This is a genomic window from Pseudomonadota bacterium (assembly GCA_018823135.1).
Classification (GTDB): Bacteria; Desulfobacterota; Desulfobulbia; order Desulfobulbales; family CALZHT01; genus JAHJJF01.
Genome location: JAHJJF010000031.1, coordinates 21,253 through 43,780 on the forward strand (window position 1 = coordinate 21,253; position 22,528 = coordinate 43,780).

Consider the following 22,528-nt stretch of genomic DNA (forward strand, 5'->3'; position numbering starts at 1 on the left):
TGATTCATGTCCCAGAATTATTACGAAATACTCGGCGTCTCTTCCTCTGCTTCAAAGGATGAAATAAAAAAGGCCTACAGAAAACAGGCCATGAAATATCATCCCGACCGGAACCAGGGTGACAACGAGGCCGAAGAAAAATTCAAAGAGGCCACCGAAGCGTATGAAGTTCTCGGCGATCCAGAAAAACGCGGCATTTACGACCGCTACGGGATTGAAGGACTTAAGAATACCGGCTACAGCGGTCCCGGCAATTTTGAAGATATTTTCTCCAATTTCGGCGACATTTTCGGCGATATTTTCGGATTCGGTTCAAGCAGAGGCGGTGGAAGCCGAAGACAAGGCCCGATTCAGGGTTCTGATCTGCGGTACGACCTGAGTATCAGTTTCATGGAGGCGGTTCACGGCCTTGAAAAAGAAATTGAAATTATTAAGCCCGATACCTGCTGGACATGCGAAGGCACCGGACTGAGACCAGGACATAAACCCCAAACCTGCAGCACATGCAACGGCATGGGGCAGGTAATCCGCGCCCAGGGACCTTTCCGCTTAAGTACAACCTGCCCAACCTGCGCCGGCTCCGGAGAAATGATTTCCGATCCATGCATGGATTGCGAAGGCAAAGGCCTGATCAGCAAGCAGAAAAAAGTTTCCCTGAAGATCCCGGCCGGCGTTGATACCGGTGCCAGGATGCGACTTAAAAACGAGGGAGAAGGTGGACGCAGGGGTGGCCCGTCGGGAGACCTTTATGTGATGATTTACGTTGATCCACATGAAATCTTCCATCGACAGGAAAACGATATTTTTATTGAGTTCCCGGTTTCTATTGTCCAGGCATCCTTAGGGGACAAACTCAAAATTCCAACCATTCACGGCCAGAGTAAACTCAAAATACCCTCAGGAACCCAGCCCGGCCAGATTTTCACTTTAAAATCCGAAGGGGTCCCTTCTTTACGGGGCAAGAGCCGTGGCGACATGCATGTGGAAATCAAGGTAATAATCCCGACCAAGCTCACAGACAGACAGAAAGAACTGTTAAAAGAGCTTGAAGCAATAGAAAACGAAAAAGGCGAGACCCACGAAGAGGGATTTTTAAAAAAAATATTCAACATCTCCGCGTAAGAAGCCAGGGGTTTGACGATGATGTTATGGCTCCCCTTTATAAAGGAGCGCACGGCAGTTTTATTTGAGAGTCTGGCAAGATACATTGGACTTTTACGGGGCAAGAGTTACAATAAATTGCACTGACTGACGGAGATTTAATGGCTGATGCCGAACTGACCCACTTTGATGCGCAAGGCAATGCCCGGATGGTTGATATCGGCTCCAAGGCGGATACTTTTCGGGAAGCGGAGGCAGCTGGATCGATTATCATGTCTGCCGAAACGTATCGACTGGTCAAAGAAGGCGGCATTGCCAAGGGTGATGTTTTAGGAACGGCGCGGCTTGCGGCCATCATGGCGGCAAAAAAAGTTGACAGCCTGATCCCACTTGCTCATCCCCTGGCGATAACCAAGGCTGAGGTCAACTTTGAATACATTGATTCAGCCAGAAAAATTGATATTTTTGCAAGTGTTGCAGTAAACGGCAAAACCGGCGTTGAAATGGAAGCCCTGACCGCTGTTGCAATAGCTGCTTTGACAATTTATGATATGTGCAAGGCGGTGGACAAGGGCATGATAATAGAAAATATCCGGCTTCTTACGAAAACCGGAGGAAAAAGCGGATCATACAGGCGGGCCGGAACGGGCTCCACCATGAGATAGAACAGGAAAGAGGGAGAACGACCAATATGGACAAAAAACAACTCGATCATTTCAAAACCAAGCTTCAGGACATGAGCAAAGACCTCCTGGATGAAGCTGAAAAAACCATACACGATATGACGGATCATAATGACAACTATCCTGATCCCACGGACCGAGCATCAGCTGAATCAGACCGAAGCTTTGAACTCCGCATCCGCGATCGCGAAAGAAAGCTTCTCTCCAAAATCAAAAGCGCTATTGAGCGAATTGATGAGGGATCTTACGGCATCTGTGACGAATGCGGCGATGACATATCCATCAAACGCCTTGAAGCAAGACCTGTCACAGGTCTATGCATTGAATGCAAAACCAAGCAGGAAAATTACGAAAAAGCACAAAAAGGTTAAACGGCGAGAATAATGCCTGAACTCCGCAAAGACCCGGTAATCGGCCGCTGGATAATTATTTCCACCGAACGGGGCAAACGACCAACTGATTTCATTATTACCAAGGACGAAACCAAAAACGGCTTTTGCCCTCTTTGTCCTGGCAATGAAAACACCACCCCGCCGGAAGTCTTGAGTTACGGACAGCATGGCTATATGCCCAACCGCCCCGGCTGGGATTTACGGGTTGTTCCCAATAAATACCCGGCCCTGATTATTGAGGGAGACATCGGCAAACAAGGCGACGGGCTATATGACAAGATGAACGGCATCGGTGCCCATGAGGTCGTAATTGAAACCCCCAATCACCTTGAATCCTTCACCCACATACCTCCGGCAAGAATGATCAAGGTCTTTCTGGCCTTTCGCGACCGGCTGGTTGATTTAAGCCATGATCCTCGTTTTCGATATGTGATGATCTTCAAGAATTACGGCGGCGCAGCCGGCGCATCCCTTGAACATTCGCATTCGCAACTCATCGCCCTGCCGATCCTTCCCAGAATGATCGTCTCGGAGCTTGACGGCAGCCATTCCTATTATAGCTATAAGGAACGATGCATTTTCTGCGACATCATCCGCCAGGAAGTCAACCAGGATGTAAGGGTCGTCTGCCAGAACGATTATTTTATTTGCATGACACCATGGGCACCGCGTTCGCCCTTTGAAATGTGGGTCCTGCCCAAAGAGCATTCATCATCCTACGTAACGCAGAGTGATGCATCATTTAAAGCCCTTTCTGAAATTTTTTCAGAAAGCATGCTGCGCCTGAATAAATGCATCCCAAATGTTCCTTATAATTTTGTTCTGCACACAGCTCCTCTGAGATCACCCCCCCTGGAACATTTCCACTGGCATTTTGAAATAATGCCTAAATTAACAATGATTGCAGGCTTTGAGTGGGGCTCGGGTTTTTATATCAATCCGGTCCCGCCCGAGGAAGCTGCAAAATATCTGAAAGACGCTGAAATCCAGGAGTAATTTGAAATTAATCTGCGGAGTTCATCCTTTTTGTTTTCACCTTTGCGCTTTGAACCAAAAACATACCAACCTGACACCTCATGGGGTACTCGGATGAAAAACAAGATCCTGCTCATAGATGACGAAGACAGCATCCATCTTCTTTATCGGGAAGAATTTGAAGAAGAGGGCTATGAAGTGCATTCGGCGCTTTCCGCAGAAGAGGGCATAGAAAAACTTAATATTTTCTCTCCTGACATTATCATCCTCGATATAAACATGCCTGGCATGAACGGCATCGACGCCTTGCGTAAAATAAAAGGGATCAACCCCGATCTCCCGGTGATCTTAAGCTCTGCGTATCAGGAGTTCAAACAGGACCTGGCTTCATGGGCATCTGACGATTACATTGTCAAATCTTCCAACCTCGACGAGTTGAAAGCTGCGGTGAAACGTCTTCTTTCCTGATCCACGACAGTTTTGCCAAACCCAGTGAGCCCTGCCGAGAAATCCCAGCCATGAAGGACATCCAGAGCCAGCCCGACCATCGTCGCATCAACATCAAAAAGGTCGGAGTCAAGGACATTTCCTACCCCATAACCGTCCTTGACAAGGCTGAAAGACACCAGAAGACCATTGCCAAGGTCAACATGTACGTGAGCCTGCCCCATCATTTCAAGGGTACTCACATGAGCAGATTTATTGAAATACTCAACCGTTTCCATGGCGATATAAATATCCAGAGTTTCCACCGCATCCTGGAAGAAATGAAGGCGAAACTTCAGGCCGAGGCGGCGCATATGGAAATTGAATTCCCCTATTTCCTGAAAAAAAAATTCCCCCACCCCAACTCGTCGGAAATGGCAAAATACATCTGCAGAATGCACGGGTCGCTCACCGATAAGGATAATCTGACCCTGAATGTCAAGGTGCCCATCTCACCGCCCCTGCCTTCCCAGACATATCATGGTTTACCACGGTCCCTCGGCAACTGGGGTATTGCCGACATCAGTCTGCAGTTCAAACATTTTTTCTGGATTGAAGACCTGATCCAGATGGTTGAGGAAGTTACTTCTTATCATTTGGCCAAACCCGAGGACCCGCGAGATGATGAAGCAAACTCTTCCCTGACCGTGGAAGCGCTGACCAAGTCCCTGGGCAACAAACTGAAAACTCATCCGGATATCAAATGGTTTTCTGTCCTGGTTGAAAATTTATCAGAAGGTTTCAGCACTTTTGCATCGCTTGAATGGCCTGAAACAACTCAAAACTAACTGGTTACAGCCTCGCACCCGCTTGTCGGACCGCCTTAAATTGTTCAATGCGCCAAAAGATAAAAGCATCCCTAATGGTTAAAAAATGATATTTAAAAAAAGAAAAAAATCCCTGCAAGAACGTTACCCTCAGTATGAATTTGGTCGAGAAACTTATGGTCACCTGCAAGTTCATTCATGGGGAGAGGGTGCTACCTTGAAGGTTGGGTCTTTTACTTCCATCGCCCCTGGTGTTCAAATATTCCTCGGCGGCGAGCACCGGCTTGATTGGGTTACAACATTTCCATTTAATTCATTTTGGGCAGAAGCGAAAAACTTGTTTGGCCATCCCAAAACCAAAGGGGACGTCCTCATCGGTAATGATGTGTGGCTTGGGGCGGAGTCCCTTATCATGTCCGGCGTAACAATAGGTGACGGAGCGGTAATTGGAGCACGAGCGGTGGTCACAAAAGACGTCCCCGCTTATGCAGTTGTTGCAGGAAATCCTGCAATAGTCGTTAAACGAAGATTTGATGACAAAACAATACAACGTTTCCTGGTTGTTAAGTGGTGGGGTTGGAGCGATTCCAGAATTAAAGAAGCGCTTCCCCTGCTGCTCAATAATGACATCGAAAACTTTCTAGCCTTTGCTGAATGAAAAAGACTTCTCGACTTTTAATCGCGTCAACTGGAACTGGCCCGGACATTGCTGCACTCTCGCAACACAGAAAATCGCCCTTTTTTACAAAGCCACTGACAAATTACCCTTGAGCTATCCTTTTACGCATGTAATAGTGGGCGTTTTGAATCAACCGCAGATCAATAATCAAATTTAAGGGTTAGCTGACCAGACAGATGAAGAACGAACTTGTATTTGAAATCGGCACCGAAGAAATCCCGGCAGGCTTCATTCTCCCCGCCTTAAATGATCTCAAAACCCTGCTTGGGAAAAAACTTGTCACCCTTTCCCTTGCATATGAAACCATTGACGGCGCAGCCACTCCGAGACGTTTTGCACTCAACGTAACCGGACTTTCAGATAAACAGCCGGACAGAAAGGAAGAAATTCTCGGCCCCCCGAAAAAGGCGGCTTTTGATGCGGACAACAACCCCACCAGAGCCGCTCTCGGTTTTGCACAATCAAATAATGTCGATGTGAAACAGCTGCAGGTTATCACAACTCCCAAGGGTGAATATGTAATGCTCGCCCTGGAAAAGAACGGCAAGGACGCCCGGGAAATTCTCTCCACCCTGCTTCCTGAAATCATTGGGGAAATAAACTTTCCTAAATCAATGCGCTGGGGCACGGGAACAACCAGCTTCGCAAGGCCGATTCAGTGGATCACTGCCGTGTATAACGGTGAGATTGTTCCCTTTACCATTGAAAGACTTACAAGCGGCAACACCACCAGAGGGCACCGGTTTATGGCGCCGGAGGCATTCGCTGTCACCGATTACGCCGGATACGTTGACGCGTTGCGCTGCGCCCATGTCATTGTATCCCCCGTGGAAAGAAAAAAAAGGGTGCTCGCAGAAATTACCCGTGCAGCCGAAACGGCCAATGGCCGGATTCTCGAAGACGATGAGCTGGTGGATACGGTGACAAATCTTGTTGAAGAGCCAAATGCCATCTGCGGCTCATTTGACCGGAAATTCCTCGAACTTCCCAGGGAAGTACTCATCACCTCCATGCGGGAACATCAGAAATATTTTGCGGTTACCGATGCCAACGGCGCTCTTCTGCCCCATTTCATCGCGGTCAACAACACCAAAGTAAAAAACGCAACTGTTGCGGCCGAAGGCCATCAACGCGTATTGAGAGCACGACTCGAAGATGCGATGTTCTTCTTCAAAGCGGACCAGCACCGAACCCTTGCAGACCGGGTCAACGACCTTTCGGGAATCATCTTTCAGGCAAAACTCGGCACCCTTTATGAAAAAACCCAGCGGCTGACCCGGCTTGCCCAAAAGCTTGCAGAAAAGATCGCGCCGGATCAAATCGATCTGGCAATCAGGGCTGCCCTGCTTGCAAAAACCGATCTGCTCACTTCCATGGTCAATGAATTCCCCTCATTGCAGGGAATCATGGGGAAAGCCTATGCCATCCTTGACAAAGAACCTGCAGAGGTTGCCACGGCAATCCATGAACATTACCTCCCGGTCAGGGCTGGCGGCGAGCTCCCCACAGGGATAATCAGCGCTCTGGTGGGCATTGCCGACCGCATTGATACAATCGCCGGCTGTTTCGGCATTGGCCGGACTCCCACCGGCACAACCGATCCTTTTGGGCTGAGAAGACAGGCTCTGGGATTGCTCAACATCTTAGAAAAACATCAGATCAGTCTCTCTTTAGACTGGCTGATTAATGAGGCTTTCATTCTATATGGCGACAAACTGACAGAAAATCCGGACAAGGCCAAACAGAACATCATGCAGTTTATCAAAGGCCGGTATATCAATGATCATGTATCCCGCGGCGTGGTTCCGGAAGCTCTTGAAGCCGCGACTTCCGTCTCATTCGATGATCCGGTGGACTGTTCTTTAAGAACCAGGGCGTTAGCCGATGTCAGCTCCGAAGAAACCTTTACGATCCTCGCAGGCGCTTTCAAACGGGTTGTGAACATCATCAAGGAAAATCAAAATACTTCGGTCAACCAGGATCTCTTAACGGAAGCCGGGGAAAAAGCCCTCTATACCGCATTTCAAAAAACAAAAGCAAAAGCAGAACCCCTTATTGCGCAGCAAAAATATAAAGAGGCAATGAAGGAAATTCTGTCGATGAAAGACCCGGTGGACAGCTTCTTCGATGGTGTAATGGTAATGGTCGATGATGTGGAATTACGGGAAAACCGGCTGGCACTTTTAACATCAATTGCCGAGCTCTTTCTCAAGATCGGTAATTTTTCAAAAATGTATTCCGTAAAAAGTTGATATTTCAGAACCAGACAATAAATCCTCTCCCCCGCTTTAAGCAAGGCACCAGAAGCAATAAAAGGGATCAATCCTGCTGAATTATCCCGGGATGTTCCAGAAAATGCGGGCAAGGCAAACATGGCCTGCTTTCGGGGCTTGCATCACGCCTGCACCGAAGGTGTTTCAGGATTAAACGGAACACCTCTGTTCACACAGATCCCTCACAGCCGTTTAATCGCCGTTACTCCATAAAATCAAAGCTCTTGACGTTAGCCAACGCCCGGCTGAACATTACCGGCAGATCTTCCTGAGGCACTTCGAGTTTTTTCGCAAGTTGTACTGCGGTTTTCCATGCGCCGCTTTCATAGGCCTTAGCGAGATAGAGACTTGCCATGAGCTTGCTGGGTCTTTTGCCGAGTAACGCATCATTGATGTCTTCCGAAAGCGACAGCCCTTCAAGGATGAAAGCCATGGATTTATCAAGAAGGGCGTCCAGAAGCGAAAACATCCCCACCGTATAGAACTTTTCCTTTTCTTTTTTCCCTGCGCCAAAACGCTGCCCGAGAATGTTACAGAACTCCGCCCTGAGAATTGAAGACTTCAACAACTCAACCGGTTTTTCTTCGGCAAGATAGGAGAGCATGACCAGATTGAGCCATTTTTTGAGATCAATTTCTCCAACCATTGCCACGGCGCTCTGCAGCGATTGGATTTCCCGGCGAAGGCCGAAATATGCGGAATTGACGTATTTCAGGAGTTTATAGGAAAGCGAAACATCCCGGGAAATAAGCTCTGCAATCTTGTCAAAATTATAGTTTTCATCCTGAAGCTGCCTGAGAACCTGCAAATACTGCAGCTTTGAACCCGGAATGTCCCTGCCCGCTACTATTTTTGGTTTCTGAAAAAAATACCCCTGGAACAGATCAAAGCCCATTGCCTTCAGGGCCTCATATTCATCAAAATCCTCGACCTTTTCCGCAAGGAGCCTTACGTTGTACCGGGAGACGATCTCAATCTGGCGACGCAACTCATCCATGCTCAGCATGCGAACATCGAACTTGACAATATCCGCCAGAGCCAGAAGCGGGATAAGCTCCTCACGATAGGAAAAATCATCAAGGGCAATCATATACCCTTTATTCCTTAAAATCCGGCAGGCATCAATCACTTCAGGAGTGGCCATCGTAGTTTCCAGCACTTCGATGACGGTATATTCTTTGGGGAAAAGAGAGGGAAACTCCTTGACCAGCATAACATCACTGAAGTTGATAAACGCCTTTTTGCCTTCGGTGAGCTCGCTGATGCCGATCAAAAGAAAACTGTTTGTAAGAACGCTTGAGCTTGCCTGGTCGCCATCCTGAGCAGGATCAAAAAAATTCGCAAGCCCTTTCCTGAAAAGCAGTTCATATCCGTAGACCTTCTGGTTTTTACGGAATATGGGCTGTCGGGCAATAAAGATATTGTTGTTATCGGCTGTCGCTTTTGAAGGAGGCATTTATCAAAGTTTGGCGTTAAGATCCTGAATCATTTTGAAGTGATAATTATTACAGTTGTCGGCTCTTTTTTATAACTCCATGAGAACATACTCGACAATATCAGCAAAAGCGAATATTCCCCAAAATAACCTGTAAATCCCTCAGCAGGAATAAACTCGTCCTGTTGGTTTACGGTTAGAATATCCGCCACTGATAAGTCGATGGGGAATTGCTGAATCCCTGAACGTAATCGTTGGGATGTAACTGATGGTAGCAAGTTCCAATAAGAATTACTAATAAAAAAATAATCCGGATCAGGTCTTTGGTTCAATCACTCCATGGCTCAACATCTCCGACACAACCTCGGCCATGGGGAGGCCCACCACATTACTGTATGAGCCAACGATTTTTTTGACGAGAAAACCTCCCAGCCCCTGAATACCATAGGCTCCTGCCTTATCCAGTGGTTCTCCGGTTTTCACATAGGAGCGGATAATATCATCTGCTGCAGCAATAAACTGAACTTTTGTGCACACCGCCTGGCAGATCAATGATTCAGTTTTTCCCCGGCACAGACAGAATCCCGTCCAGACATCATGCCCGGAACCGGAGAGGCGCTGAAGCATTGATACGGCCTGGTCGGCGCCTTCGGGTTTTCCGAGAATCTCTTTGTCATGCACAACAATGGTGTCAGCCCCGAGCACCCAGGATTCGGGATTGGTAGCAGCGAGGCACAGAGCTTTTTCGCGGGACATCCGCTGAACAAAATCCTCAGGCAGCTCTCCCTTAATCGGTGATTCATCTATTGCCGGGATCCCTATATCAAAGGCAAGTCCCAGTTCATCCAGAAATCGCCTTCGCCTCGGGGAAGCGGATGCCAGAATCAGACGGCCCTTTACTGTAAATACACCGCTCGGAGAAATAGCCAATTTAGGATCCTTTCAGAAATTACTGCACAGGTCATTAGACTGCAGGCTGAAGGCTGTTAGTTTTTTGAGGTCGGTATTTGCGCCAGATCGAAGCAAACAAGCCCAAGGCTCTCTCGGCCGTTGATTTCCTGAAACCTTCAGCCTGATTACCTACAGCCTATCGCCCTGAATAGTTACGCCCTGATTGAATATCCGCCGTCAACCACAATGGTCTGGCCGTGAATCATTTTTGCCAGATCGCTGCAGAGAAACAACGCGACATCGGCAACATCTTCCGGAGTAGTCAAAACACCAAGGGGTGTCCTTGCAAGTGCGGTATCAAGGATTTGCGTACGGTTGGGAAATTTTTTCAGCGCTTCCGTGTCCACTGCACCGGCACTGATCGTATTCACCTTAATGCCTATGGGTCCGAGTTCAACAGCCAGGTGCCTGACCAGCGACTCAAGTGCGGCCTTTGACGCACCCACCGCCGTGTAATTTTCAACCGCCCGCACCGAACCGAGACTGGACACCGCCATTATCTTGCCGCCGTCCCGCATCAATGGCACCGCATGTTGAGCCAGGGTGAGAAGGGCCCGTGCGTTGATATCCATTGCCCAGTTCCAGTGCCTGCTGGTCAATTCAAGAACCGGCTTCAAAACTCCTGAAGCAGCGTTACTCACAAGAAAGTCAAGTCTGCCGTATTCTTTATCGATCAATTCAAACATCGAGGCGACATCCTCGTCGTTTGCAACATTGGCCTTGACCACCAGACATCGTGCGCCTCTTTCTTCTATCAGTGCTGCGGTTTCCTCGGCGTCCCGGCGATGCCTGATATAATTGACCACCATATTCACGCCGTTTTCAGCAAATCTCAACGCAATTGCCTTGCCGATACCTCTGGAGCTCCCGGTTACCAGTGCGACTTTTCCTTGAAGATTAAACATAATAATTATTTTCTCCTGCCCATTGATTCTATTTTCTAAAATTGTTGTCTTCCAACGATATTCATTTCCGGCTTGCTTGTAAAGAAATCACGATGCCGAAAACGTACATTATTGCATTCAAAGAGATAACGAGGTGCCCAGGACGAGTCCGGAAACTCGTCCAATTAATCCGCTGAGGGGTCGATGACAACCACAGCGGTCGCGGCGAGGTTAGTGATTGAATGCGGCCTGTTATTTTACAACTTTGTAAAAATCCGTTTAATACTGCCGTGTACAAGCCTCATGGGATTAAAACTTATCCGGCTCAAACGGGCTGGAACTTTAAACTTTTCAGCACAGAAATCCCCTGGGGTTTTTAATGGAAAAATCAGCTCCCCTATATAGCTCCCAGGATGCTCACGTCTGGCACACTCCTTCCAGAGCGGACTTCGGCTCTCTTTGATGCCGAATAAATCAAGAAGCGCCGTATCCAGCGCAACGGGATTAATCGCCCCGCCGATCAAGCCCAGAGGAAATGATTTGCCCTTGATCGGCCCTTTTTCATGCAGGGCCTGGATACCGTCAATCAAAGAAATTCCGGCAGGAAGCTCATCCAGCAGATCCACCAGGATTTCCTCGAATTTATTGCCGACATCCCCATATTTTCCATGAATCCAGGGTTTTCGAAACCCAACCACTGTGCCGAAATAATTTTTCACCGCAAAGCTCACCAGGAGTTGCACATGGGTCTTGAGCTTCGGCAGATTCGCCAGGAAATCGCAGTCAAAAGCATCTGCTGCCACCCCGACCACCGTGCCTCCAGAGAGTTTCATCTTCCGAATTTTTGTGAAATCGGCAAACTTGACCGGCAGGCCGGCGAGGGATTCCGTGATGCCCAGGATATCCATAACCTTTTTCCCGGAACCAAACGCCGGGGAATCGCCGATAGAAACCACAGCTCCATGATCAATGAACCATTCAGCGGCGGCGGCGACAAACTCCGGATGGGTGCAGGCAATCCCATCATGCCCCTTTGCAGAGACGAGATTGGGCTTCAGCAGAACCCGAACGCCGTTTGCCACCCGCACACCGCATTGAACACAGATACGATCCATGGCCTCTTTTATTTTCTGCCGATCATAGGACTTGCAGTTCAGCAGACAGACTTCATTTCCCTGTATTTTCAATTGTGGATTGACCCCGTAGGTATGCGAGATTATCTAGACTTCGAGCCGGGAAGTGAATAGTGACGAGTTAATAGTATCGAGTAAAAAGTCAAAACATCACGCAAAGATCACAAAGACAACTCTTTGTTATTAAAAGAAACAACTTTGCGCACTTAGCGTCTTTGCGTGAAAAAAAATAGTTTTTACGAGTCTGTCAACTTGTGATGAAATCACAGATAGCCAATGGCATGAGACTTCAAAAAGATTGATTTCATCGAGTTATGGCCTTGTATCATGTTGATTTTGTTTGGTGGACCTTTTGCCGCAAAAACTTTTTACGGGTCTGTCAACTTGTCACTGTCAGTAAAAAAATCAGCGCTGCCCGATTCCTATCTGGCCCAATTCAAAAGGCTGCCGGCAAGCAGAATCTCACGGTGCCGGGGCGAAAGGTCGAAAACCGCCTGAAAGGGCTTTCCGGCTATCACAACGGTTACTGTTTCCGAGCCGCTTTCAAGGGCCTGCCGCAAATCATCAATAACATACTCATCTCCCTGAGTGATGGAATCGTAATCAACAGAATCTTGAAAGGTCAAAGGAAGAATCCCGAAATTGATCAGATTCGCCTTATGGATTCTTGCAAAACTTTTTACAAATTTAACCCGGACACCGAGATATCTTGGTGCCAGCGCCGCATGCTCCCGAGATGACCCCTGCCCGTAATTGTCGCCGCCGACGATCATGCTGTTGCTTGCCGCCCTGGCGCGCTGATGAAAGGTTTCATCAACCGATGCAAAAACATATTCACTGATAGCCGGAATATTGCTGCGCAGCGGCAGGATCTTTGCGCCCGCCGGCATGATGTGATCGGTGGTAATATTATCTTCGACTTTCAGCAGCACCGTCCCTTTCAGGGTTTCGGGAATCGCCTCGAATTCCGGAAAAGGTGCGATATTCGGTCCGCGGATTATTTCATTTTTTTCGTCTGCCGGTCGAGGAAACTCTATTCGCTGATCGCCAGGCAGGTATTTTTCAGGAAGACTGAAGTCCGGGTAATCGCCAAGATCACGGGGATCGGTAATTCTGCCGTTAATCGCCGAGGCTACTGCCACTTCCGGACTGCAGAGATAGACCTGATCATTTTTCGTACCGCTTCTTCCCGGAAAATTCCTCGGGAACGTCCTTAAGGAGATGGTGCCGGTGGAAGGGGCCTGGCCCATGCCGATACAGCCCAGGCATCCGGCCTGATGCACCCTGGCACCGGCCTTGACCAGAGACAGCATATCATTGCCGGCAATGAGATTTTCAAGCACCTGCCTGCTGCCGGGATTTATCTCAAAACTCACATCCGTGCTGATTTGATGATTTTCCAAGGTCTTGGCTACAACCATGAGGTCGCGCAAGGAGGAATTGGAGCACGAGCCGACCAGAACCTGCGACACGGGTTTGCCGGCAACTTCCCGGACCTTGACGACGTTATCCGGAGATGAGGGGCAGGCAATAAGTGGTTCGAGTTCGTCCATATCAATCTCGATAATCGCATCGTATTGGGCGTCCGGGTCCGCAACAATTTCCTTCCATTGAGCTTCACGTCCCTGGCTTGCAAGAAACTGCCGGGTATTTTCATCGGACGGAAAAACCGAGGTGGTGGCCCCGAGTTCAGCGCCGAAATTGGTTATGGAGGCCCGGTCGGTCACCGACAACTCCTTTACACCCGGCCCGAAATACTCCATGATATAACCGACGCCGCCTTTGACCGAAAGCTGCCGGAGTATTTCCAGGAGGACGTCACGGGCGGAAACCCAGGGGTTGAACCTGCCGATGAGTTTTATGCCGTACACTTTTGGCATAACCAGATAAAACGGCTTTCCGGCCATGGCCATTGCAACATCAAGGCCGCCGGCACCGATTGCCAGCATCCCTAAACCGCCGCCGGTGGGAGTGTGGCTATCGGAACCCAGCAGAGTTTTGCCGGGAAGACCGAAACGCTCAAGGTGGATCTGATGGGAAATACCGTTTCCCGGAGGTGAAAAAAACAGTCCGTATTTCCGTGCTATGGACTGCAGAAAGAGATGGTCGTCGGCATTTCTGAAATCAGACTGAACAAGATTGTGGTCCACATAGGAGACCGACAGTTCAGTTTTCACTCTTGGAATGCCGATGGCCTCAAACTCCAGGTATGCCATGGTTCCGGTGGCATCCTGGGTCAGGGTCTGGTCGATACGGATGCCGATCTCGCGGCCTTTGACCATTTCGCCTTCAACAAGATGCGCCGCCAGTATCTTTTCTGTAACTGTTTTTCCCATTATAAAAACTCCTGTTAGAAATTATGTTACAATACGTTGCAAACAGACAGCAGATTCATTTGTTTCATTTTGTTGCCGTTGCAAGAAAGCTGTTCAGTCTGCCCATAAATAAAGCTTTTTCTTCAATAGATTATTTTTTTGAACCAGACGCCAAAAATCGGGGAAAAAGGACTTTTATGAACGGGCATTATTTACCATAAACTGCAACAGTTGTACATAATTTGTTCCTGCCCGGCCAGGCTCTTCTTCGCCTGACGCGGGGCTTTCAGAAATCTTATTGGTATCGCTGTTTTCCATGAAAATCTGCATCCAGTCAACCCGACTTTGAGCGCCATCATATTTATTGACGCTTATTCATCATAAGGGGTCAAAAATGTGACTTTAATCCTGGAAACAGAGGACCCGGCAGGCTAAAAAACTGACTCGCAATAAAAAAAACACCATTAAATAACAACAAGTTATATTGCTTGCGCTCACGAAACACAATAATTGGCATGCAACTTGCCTTTAACCTGATCGGGAAAGGGCTTTATTGTGATACAACACCCTACACTATAAAATGATAAAAGGAACAAGCCATGGTTGACGAGCCTGAAAATGCAGCGGCTGAAAATGAGGCAGGAGCAAAGAAAACTTCAAAGGTGAAATTGCTGATAATCGCCGGACTCGGAGCCCTGGTTCTCGGAGTCGGCGGTTTTTTTGGTTACAAACAGTTCCTGGCACCGCCACCGCCGGTGGCAACAGAAGACGATATGGTGGTCGAAAAAACCGCAAAGAATGCGGTTATCGGTGAAATCGTCACCTTGCAGCCGTTTACGGTTAATCTTGCTGATCCGCGCGGCAAACGATATCTGAAGGTCAAGATCGAAATCGAGCTGGAAAATCCCGAGGCTGCGGAACGAACCACCAAGGCCGATCCGAAATTACGGGATACGGTGATCATGATGCTCACCAGTCTCTCTTTTGAAGAGGTCATGACCCCGGAAGGAAAAACCCGGATCAGGGACGAACTCCTGGAACGTTTCAGCCAGACCCTCAAACCGGACAGGGTGAAAAATATCTATTTCACCGAGTTCGTAGTCCAATAAAACAACCGCGCCCAAGAAGCATCACACTTACAGTAAAAGGCCAAAAAACAATGGAACAGATTCTCAGCCAGGACGAAGTAGATGCCTTATTAAAAGGTATTTCCGGTGGAGACATAGAAGAACCGGAGGAACCGACAGAAGCGGAACATCTGGATTACACCCCCTATGATTTCACCAGGCAGGAACGAATCGTCCAAGTCAGAATGCCGGCAATGGAGGCGATTAACGATGCCTTTCTGCGGCTGATCCGGAGTTCTCTTTCAAACACCCTTCGCAAGATCATCGACATCACTTCAGTACCCCTTGAACTGGAACGATTCGGCGCCTTTGTTCGAACCCTGCCGGTACCCAGCAGTCTGCAGATCTTCAAGATGGATCCGTTCCGGGGCCATGCCCTCCTGGTAATGGAACCCAAACTGGTCTTTACCCTGGTGGAAAACTTCCTGGGGGGCACCGGCACCAGAAACGTCAGAATCGAAGGCCGCGACTTCACCCCCATCGAGCAACGCCTCATCCTTCGCGTCGTAACTGCCCTGCTCGCCGACATGGAAAAAGCCTGGAACTCTATCCATCCGATCAAAGTCAAATATGTCAGGAGTGAGATCAATCCCCAGTTTGCAAAAATATGTGAGCCGGAAAATGTGGTTATCATCAACCGCTATGAAGTGGACATGGACCGGCCCATCGGCAGCATCGCTACCTGCATTCCCCTGTCCAATCTGGAATCCGTCAAACATAAACTCTTCTCCACATTCCAGAGAGAAAAAAGCGAGGAAGACATTATCACCCAACAGATCCTCATTGATAATATCAAGCACTTTGACGTGCAAATGAAGGTGGAACTGGGAAGCGCCACGGTGACGGCCGGAGACGTAATGGAGCTGGGCGTTGGCGATATCCTGCAGCTGGACCAGAGGAAAGACGATCTGCTGCCGGGATATGTCGCAGGTGTACAGAAATTCTTAGGCACACCAGGCATACACCGGGGCAACAAGGCTTTCCTGGTCAAACGCAAAGCCCCGCCCCTTAAAGGAAGCAAGGAATAACCACTGGCAGTAAGACTGCACAGCAACAAAACATTATCATCAGGAGATACGATTATGGCAGACAAACCCTTAGATAAAAACATGGCAAAAACACCGGGTGCGTCATCAGGTAATAATTCCGCATCTGATGACGACTGGGCGGCGGCCCTGAGTGAGCAGGGACCCGATAACGATGGATTGCAACCCGCTCCCTTTCAGGAACTGGGCACAGGAACCACTTCAGCGGCGGGATCTCAAAATCTCAACTTTCTGCTGGACATTCCACTCTCGGTAACGGTTGAACTCGGCCAGACAAACATGATCATCAATAAAATGCTGCAGCTTACACAAGGCTCTGTTGTCGAGCTGGAAAAGGCGGCAGGCGAGCCGGTTGAGATCTATGTAAACCGCAAGCTTCTCGGGAAAGGCGAGGTGGTCGTGGTTAACGAGCGTTTCGGAGTAAGGATTACAGAGATTATCAGCCAGGCAGACCGTATCAAAAACATAGGATAACCAGTAAATGAAACCCATAACCAAGACAGTTGAGACACAGCAATTGAGGCACCACAGGGGATCCGCAGCAAGGATTTATCTTTATGCTCTCTCTTTGCTTGTCAGTCTTCTGCTGATCGGATCATTGGTTACAATGCCTGCCCTTGCAAATACCGAAGAAAACACTTCTCCGGTGGCGCAGACCGAAGAAGTGTCGGCACTGACTCCGGCAAAGGAATTAAAAGAATTCAAGGAAACCACCTCACTGGTAACCGCATTACTGAAGGTCGTTGGCTCTCTGGTTCTGGTGATCGGTCTTATGCTCCTGCTCGTTTCATTTATTAAAAAACTCGGATTAAGCGGCAACCGGATCAAATCTAGCTCCCTGATAAGCGTTCTTGACACACGGATGATCGCCCCGAAAAAATTCGTGGCAGTTCTTGAGGTTGCCAACGAATTCATCCTGGTGGGCATCACCGACCAGCAGATCAACCTGTTATCAAAACTTGAAAACACTGATGTTTTGTCACACATGAAAAAGGACCACAGCGTCAATCCATCAATCACCTCATCCTTTGCCGCAATCTTCAACAAAGCCAAGGGCGGAAAAGAAAAGAGCACCCACGACAATGACTGACGCATTGACAAACAATACACTGGCGACTCGACAGGATTTTGCCCCCGGGCATAGGGATGCAGAAAAAATCACACCGATCCCGCCGTTCTTTTTTGCTGCCGCCGCAAGTATTCTGGCCGGTGGCCTCTTCCCGGCAATCTGCGACGCCGTGACCCTGCCGACTTTGCAGATCGGTCTTGAGGAAGCCAAAAGCCCGCAACAGGTTGCGGTGCTCATCGAGATCCTGCTGCTCTTCACCGTATTGTCAATGGCGCCGGCAATTCTCCTGATGATGACCTGCTTCACCCGCCTCATTGTAACCTTTTCCTTTCTGAAGCATGCCATGGGAACCCAGCAGATGCCGCCGAACCAGGTTATGGTCGGACTTGCATTATTCCTCACCCTGTTCATTATGATGCCGGTTTTCCGCCAGATGAACACAACGGCGATCCAGCCTTACATGAATGAAGAGATCAATGCCGAAGACGCCCTCAAAGCGAGCATCCTCCCCCTGCGGACCTTCATGTTTTCACAGACCAGGGAAAAGGATCTTGCCCTATTCCTTTCACTGGCAAAAGAAGCAAAACCGCAGAACAAGGATGATATCTCAACCGTAGTCCTGATCCCGGCATTCATGATCAGCGAACTCAAAACCGCCTTTCAGATCGGCTTTGTCCTGTTTCTGCCCTTTCTGATTATTGATATGGTCGTCTCCAGTGTGCTGCTTTCCATGGGTATGATGATGCTGCCGCCGATCATGGTTTCGTTACCGTTCAAATTACTTCTGTTTGTCCTGGTTGACGGCTGGTATCTGGTTGTCGGCTCACTTGTAAAAAGCTTTGGGGTGTAACAATGGATCCTACTGAAGTCGTAACCCTGGCCCAGAACGCAATTGTCATTACCATACTGCTTTCCGCGCCGCTGCTGATCGTCGGAATGGTTGTCGGCATTATCATTGCATTGTTTCAGGCAACAACCCAGATCCAGGAAATGACCCTGACCTTTGTTCCGAAAATCTTCGCGGTGATGATGACCTTGCTGTTCTTTTCATCATGGATGATGACCAAAATCGTTGATTATACTCAAGACCTGATCATCAGCCTGCCGGCACTTATCAGATGACCACGGCAAGCTAGAGGAAAAACAAGACTATGGTCGAAACCGCATTACTCAACTGGACGCTGCAGCAGATTTTGAGCGTCGTCATTATCCTCACCCGGGTGGGGACGATCATTTTCCTCATGCCGGTGATGGGCTCCCGAAGCGTCCCCGCCCCGGTCAAGGCCTTGCTTTCGCTGGTTACTGCTCTTACCCTGGCGCCGGTGGTTAATGCAGATCCCTCCCTGCTGCCCACCTCGGGATTGGCATTTACACTCTTCATTATCTACGAAGTGGGATTCGGTGCGATTCTATCACTCTTTGCACGTTTTATCTTTGCCGGTGTTGAAACCGCAGGCCAGATGGTCGGCATCCAGATGGGAATGGGAATGGCCGGGGTCATGGACCCGCAGTTCGGTGAACAGGTTTCAATTGTCGGCTCTTTCTGGGGGATCATCGCCATCCTGATCTTCCTTGGGGTTAACGGCCATCACATTTTCTTCAAGACCCTGGTGGAGAGCTTTACCTGGGTTGCGCCCGGTAATTTCCAGCTCTCTCAGGCAACCTTTGACGGAATGATGCAAGGCGCATCACACATGTTTGTCCTGGCGGTAAAGATCATGGCCCCTGCAAGTGCGGCGGTCTTCTTCTCCCATGTGGCAATGGGAGTTATCGCCAAAACCGTTCCGCAGATACCCATCCTGATAGTCGGCATGCCGATGAACATTGCCATCGGTTTTATATTTGTCGGGCTGTCGCTGGGATATCTCATGCCACTGTTAATCACAAACTTCGACATGCTGGGCCGGTTGCTGCCGAAACTGGCCATGGGTATGGGAGGCTAAATCATGGCTGAAGAATCATCAGGCCAGGAAAAAACCGAAGAACCCACCTCCAGGCGTCTTTCAGAGGCACGGAAAAAGGGTGATGTTGCGAAAAGCCAGGAAGTGCCCTCGGCGGCGGTCCTCCTTGCAAGCCTTCTGACCTTTTATCTCACCGGCAATTACATGCTCGAGCGCTGTTATATAATAATGCGACATTATCTTGGCAACCTCCACAGCATAAACATTATCCCTGGAAATATGACCGGACTCCTCAAACAAAGCCTGATATTTTCCGGCATGGTCATGCTGCCGCTGATGATCGTCATCGTGGTTGTGGCGTTGCTTGCCAATTATGCGCAGATCGGCTTTCTGTTCACTACTGAAAAAATCACGCCAAAGCTTGAGAAAATCGACCCGATCAAGGGAATCTCCAACCTGTTTTCAAAACAGATGGTGGCGCAGACCGTGAAAAGCATTGCCAAGCTCCTGCTCATCGGCTACGTCGCCTATACGGAAATCAAGAAAGCGCAGCCGGCAATCGTGCCGCTCATGGACCAGGAACCTTTGCAGATTCTGCTATTCATGGCCAGGACATCCTTCTGGATTTTCCTGAAATCGGCGCTTGCCATTGCCGTGCTTGCCGCTGCTGATTACGCCTTCCAGAGATGGCATTTCATGGAAAAAATGAAAATGACCAAACAGGAAATCAAAGAGGAAGCCAAACAGACCGAGGGTGATCCTTATGTCAAGGGGCGCATCCGCGCAATTCAGATGGAAATGGCCAGACGGAGAATGATGCAGGAAGTTCCCACCGCAGACGTGGTGATCACCAACCCGACCCATTTGTCCGTTGCCCTTAAATACAACGTTTTAACCATGACCGCGCCCATGGTGGTTGCCAAAGGTGCCGGGGTCATCGCCTTCCGGATCAGGGAAATCGCCCAGGAAAACGGTATTCCCATCATTGAAGACAAACCGCTGGCCAGGGCTCTTTACAAGACCACTGACCTGAATGAAACCGTCCCGGAGAACCTTTTCCACGCGGTAGCTGAGATTCTTGCATACGTATACAACCTTAAGAGGAAATCTGCATAACCAGCAGTCCTGGACAGCAGACACAGGAAACTTAAATGGCAGGCAAAACCCAGACATTACCGGCAGCAAAATTCAACTTTGAATTGTCAACCCTGTTTGTGGCTGTTGGCGTCGTCGGCATTTTGATGGTCATGATCCTGCCGCTGCCGCCGGTCATCCTCGACCTTCTGCTGTCTTTCAACATTACCATCGGCCTGGTTATCCTGCTGATGGCGATGTACAACACCAATCCCCTGGATTTTTCTTCATTCCCTTCACTGCTCCTGGTTACCACCCTGTTCCGGCTGTCGCTGAATATCGCCTCCACAAGGCTGATTCTCCTGCACGGCCATGAAGGCGCCGGTGCCGTGGGCCAGGTTATCAATTCCTTCGGGAATTTCGTAGTCGGCGGAAGTTTTGCCGTGGGACTGATTATCTTCCTGATCATGGTGCTGATTAACTTTATCGTAATCACCAAAGGTTCCGGACGTATCGCCGAAGTTGCCGCCCGATTCACCCTGGACGCCATGCCCGGCAAACAGATGGCCATCGATGCCGACCTCAACGCCGGTCTGATTAATGAGGAGCAGGCAAAATCAAGAAGGTCGAACATTTCCCGCCAATCAGAATTCTACGGCGCCATGGACGGTGCCAGTAAATTCGTCCGCGGCGAAGCTATTGCCAGTATTGTCATCATGGTGATCAATGTCATCGGCGGCTGGTGCATCGGTGTCTTTTTTCAAGGAATGGCGTTAGACCAGGCCGCTGAAACCTACACCCTGCTGACCATCGGCGACGGCCTGGTTTCGCAGATTCCGGCGCTGGTCATCTCAACCTCGGCCGGTATTATTGTCAGCCGGGCCGCATCAGACGCCAGCATGGGCAAAGAATTCATACAGCAGTTCGCCCTCCAGCCACAGGCCCTTGCCGTAGCCTCAGGCATCATTATCCTTTTCGGTATCGTCCCCGGACTTCCCCACCTGCCTTTTCTGATCCTCGGCGTGTTCATGGGCAGCCTTGCTTTCATGGCCTTTCAGACACAAGCCATCAAGAAAGAGGCGGACGCTCAAGAGGAAATGCAAAAAGATATCAAACCCCTGCCCGGTTCCCCTGAAACCGTTGAAAACCTGCTGCCCCTTGATACCCTGCAACTTGAAGTCGGTTACGGCCTGATTGCTCTTGTTGACGAAAATCAGCAGGGCGACCTTCTTGAAAGAATCCGGGCGATTCGCCGCCAGTTTGCCATGGATATGGGTATCATCATCCCGCCGCTTCATGTTCGTGACAACCTCCAGCTCCGACCGGACGAATATGTCCTGCTGCTGAAAGGGGTTGAAGTCGCCAGGGGCGAAGTGATGATGGGGCATCTGCTGGCCATGGACTCCGGCGCGGCAACACGCAAGATCGAAGGCATCCCCACCGAAGAGCCGGCATTCAAATTACCGGCTCTATGGATCACTGAAGATAAACGCGACGAAGCCCAGATCGCCGGCTACACGGTTGTTGACACATCCACGGTTATTGCCACGCACCTTACTGAACTCCTCCAGGCAAACGCCCACGAACTCCTCGGGCGTCAGGATACACAGAAACTTCTGGACAATCTTTCCAAGACCCATCCAAAAGTTATTGACGAGCTTATTCCTGATCACTTGACTCTGGGTGGAACTCAGAAGGTCCTGCAGAATCTCCTGCGTGAAAGGGTTTCAATCCGTGACCTGCTGACAATCTGCGAAACCCTTGCCGACTATTCTCCGATCTCCAAAGATCCTGAAATTCTTACCGAATATGTCCGGCAGAAACTTGCACGCTCGATAATCAGTGGATACACCGACGATAAGGGAACTCTCTCCGTTCTCACCCTGTCAACCAAGGTTGAGGATTTTGTCCGCGAATCCATCCAGAAAACCGACCAGGGCACCTATCTGGCTCTCGAGCCCAACCTTACGCAACGCCTTCTTGAAGCAATACAGGCTTCCGTGGAAAAAATATCCGCTGAAGGCTATCAACCGATAATTGTCTGCTCACCTATAGTTCGAAGACATATCAGACACATAATTGAACGGTTCATGCCGCAGATCATGATTCTTTCCCATAATGAACTGACGACCCAGACCAAGATCAAATCTTTGGGTACAATTGAAATCAATCCCCAGACCGGGGTTAAAAAATAACAAATAATTCATGATCAGAACCAACTCATTAACAACAAAGCT

At 49.2% G+C, this 22,528-nt stretch carries 22 protein-coding genes; 17 read left to right on the forward strand and 5 right to left on the reverse strand.

The annotated features are described in order from the left end of the window. Nucleotides 1-6 precede the first annotated feature (6 nt). From dnaJ to glyS, 8 genes are all read left to right on the forward strand, one after another. A complete protein-coding gene (gene dnaJ / locus KKE17_02550) occupies nucleotides 7-1,122 on the forward strand; it encodes a molecular chaperone DnaJ (GenBank protein ID MBU1708861.1) in 1,116 nt (371 codons plus the stop codon). A 140-nt stretch (nucleotides 1,123-1,262) separates the two neighbouring features. After that, entirely contained in the window at nucleotides 1,263-1,766 is a 504-nt protein-coding gene (gene moaC / locus KKE17_02555) for a cyclic pyranopterin monophosphate synthase MoaC (GenBank protein MBU1708862.1), read from the forward strand. 26 nt (nucleotides 1,767-1,792) lie between these two features. Next, nucleotides 1,793-2,155, forward strand: a complete 363-nt coding sequence (dksA, locus tag KKE17_02560) for an RNA polymerase-binding protein DksA (protein ID MBU1708863.1) — start codon at nucleotides 1,793-1,795, stop codon at nucleotides 2,153-2,155. A gap of 12 nt (nucleotides 2,156-2,167) precedes the next feature. Next, nucleotides 2,168-3,172: a galactose-1-phosphate uridylyltransferase gene (galT, locus tag KKE17_02565; GenBank protein MBU1708864.1), complete on the forward strand. Its 1,005-nt coding sequence runs from the start codon at nucleotides 2,168-2,170 to the stop codon at nucleotides 3,170-3,172. 93 nt (nucleotides 3,173-3,265) lie between these two features. Next, nucleotides 3,266-3,619 carry a response regulator gene (locus KKE17_02570; GenBank protein ID MBU1708865.1) on the forward strand — a complete coding sequence of 118 codons (354 nt, stop codon included), beginning with the start codon at nucleotides 3,266-3,268 and terminating at the stop codon, nucleotides 3,617-3,619. Between the two features lie 50 nt (nucleotides 3,620-3,669). Further along, complete coding sequence (locus KKE17_02575) at nucleotides 3,670-4,425, forward strand: GTP cyclohydrolase I FolE2 (protein ID MBU1708866.1); 756 nt, start codon at nucleotides 3,670-3,672, stop codon at nucleotides 4,423-4,425. Between the two features lie 85 nt (nucleotides 4,426-4,510). Further along, nucleotides 4,511-5,062: a CatB-related O-acetyltransferase gene (locus KKE17_02580; protein ID MBU1708867.1), complete on the forward strand. Its 552-nt coding sequence runs from the start codon at nucleotides 4,511-4,513 to the stop codon at nucleotides 5,060-5,062. A gap of 197 nt (nucleotides 5,063-5,259) precedes the next feature. After that, on the forward strand, nucleotides 5,260-7,335 hold the full coding sequence (glyS, locus tag KKE17_02585; protein ID MBU1708868.1) for a glycine--tRNA ligase subunit beta: 2,076 nt from the start codon (nucleotides 5,260-5,262) through the stop codon (nucleotides 7,333-7,335). Between the two features lie 223 nt (nucleotides 7,336-7,558). On the opposite strand, the gene KKE17_02590 is transcribed toward glyS, so the two are convergent. From KKE17_02590 to KKE17_02610, 5 genes are all read right to left on the reverse strand, one after another. Continuing rightward, nucleotides 7,559-8,812 carry an HDOD domain-containing protein gene (locus tag KKE17_02590; GenBank protein MBU1708869.1) on the reverse strand — a complete coding sequence of 418 codons (1,254 nt, stop codon included), beginning with the start codon at nucleotides 8,810-8,812 and terminating at the stop codon, nucleotides 7,559-7,561. 294 nt (nucleotides 8,813-9,106) lie between these two features. After that, nucleotides 9,107-9,715, reverse strand: a complete 609-nt coding sequence (gene maf, locus KKE17_02595; GenBank protein ID MBU1708870.1) for a septum formation protein Maf — start codon at nucleotides 9,713-9,715, stop codon at nucleotides 9,107-9,109. Nucleotides 9,716-9,894: 179 nt separating this feature from the next. Next, nucleotides 9,895-10,647: an enoyl-[acyl-carrier-protein] reductase FabL gene (gene fabL, locus KKE17_02600; protein MBU1708871.1), complete on the reverse strand. Its 753-nt coding sequence runs from the start codon at nucleotides 10,645-10,647 to the stop codon at nucleotides 9,895-9,897. Between the two features lie 236 nt (nucleotides 10,648-10,883). Continuing rightward, a complete protein-coding gene (locus tag KKE17_02605) occupies nucleotides 10,884-11,813 on the reverse strand; it encodes a DUF362 domain-containing protein (protein ID MBU1708872.1) in 930 nt (309 codons plus the stop codon). A 368-nt stretch (nucleotides 11,814-12,181) separates the two neighbouring features. After that, nucleotides 12,182-14,095, reverse strand: a complete 1,914-nt coding sequence (locus KKE17_02610) for an aconitate hydratase (protein MBU1708873.1) — start codon at nucleotides 14,093-14,095, stop codon at nucleotides 12,182-12,184. Nucleotides 14,096-14,673: 578 nt separating this feature from the next. Between KKE17_02610 and KKE17_02615 the strand changes: the two genes are divergently transcribed. Genes KKE17_02615 through flhA form a run of 9 tightly spaced genes read left to right on the forward strand, consistent with a single transcriptional unit; the run spans nucleotide 14,674 to nucleotide 22,486 of the window. After that, entirely contained in the window at nucleotides 14,674-15,183 is a 510-nt protein-coding gene (locus KKE17_02615; protein ID MBU1708874.1) for a flagellar basal body-associated FliL family protein, read from the forward strand. A gap of 50 nt (nucleotides 15,184-15,233) precedes the next feature. Next, nucleotides 15,234-16,229, forward strand: a complete 996-nt coding sequence (gene fliM, locus KKE17_02620; GenBank protein ID MBU1708875.1) for a flagellar motor switch protein FliM — start codon at nucleotides 15,234-15,236, stop codon at nucleotides 16,227-16,229. A 54-nt stretch (nucleotides 16,230-16,283) separates the two neighbouring features. Continuing rightward, nucleotides 16,284-16,721, forward strand: coding sequence for a flagellar motor switch protein FliN (gene fliN / locus KKE17_02625; protein MBU1708876.1), 438 nt, complete (start codon nucleotides 16,284-16,286; stop codon nucleotides 16,719-16,721). Nucleotides 16,722-16,728: 7 nt separating this feature from the next. Next, complete coding sequence (gene fliO, locus KKE17_02630) at nucleotides 16,729-17,337, forward strand: flagellar biosynthetic protein FliO (protein MBU1708877.1); 609 nt, start codon at nucleotides 16,729-16,731, stop codon at nucleotides 17,335-17,337. After that, on the forward strand, nucleotides 17,330-18,166 hold the full coding sequence (gene fliP / locus KKE17_02635; GenBank protein MBU1708878.1) for a flagellar type III secretion system pore protein FliP: 837 nt from the start codon (nucleotides 17,330-17,332) through the stop codon (nucleotides 18,164-18,166). The genes fliO and fliP overlap by 8 nt, the downstream gene beginning before the upstream one ends. A 2-nt stretch (nucleotides 18,167-18,168) precedes the next feature. Beyond that, nucleotides 18,169-18,438 (forward strand): flagellar biosynthesis protein FliQ, encoded by a 270-nt coding sequence (gene fliQ, locus KKE17_02640; GenBank protein MBU1708879.1) that lies wholly within the window; start codon nucleotides 18,169-18,171, stop codon nucleotides 18,436-18,438. Nucleotides 18,439-18,467: 29 nt separating this feature from the next. Further along, nucleotides 18,468-19,259 (forward strand): flagellar biosynthetic protein FliR, encoded by a 792-nt coding sequence (gene fliR / locus KKE17_02645; GenBank protein ID MBU1708880.1) that lies wholly within the window; start codon nucleotides 18,468-18,470, stop codon nucleotides 19,257-19,259. Between the two features lie 3 nt (nucleotides 19,260-19,262). Further along, nucleotides 19,263-20,333: a flagellar biosynthesis protein FlhB gene (gene flhB, locus KKE17_02650; GenBank protein ID MBU1708881.1), complete on the forward strand. Its 1,071-nt coding sequence runs from the start codon at nucleotides 19,263-19,265 to the stop codon at nucleotides 20,331-20,333. A gap of 35 nt (nucleotides 20,334-20,368) precedes the next feature. Next, complete coding sequence (flhA, locus tag KKE17_02655) at nucleotides 20,369-22,486, forward strand: flagellar biosynthesis protein FlhA (protein MBU1708882.1); 2,118 nt, start codon at nucleotides 20,369-20,371, stop codon at nucleotides 22,484-22,486. Nucleotides 22,487-22,528 lie beyond the last annotated feature (42 nt).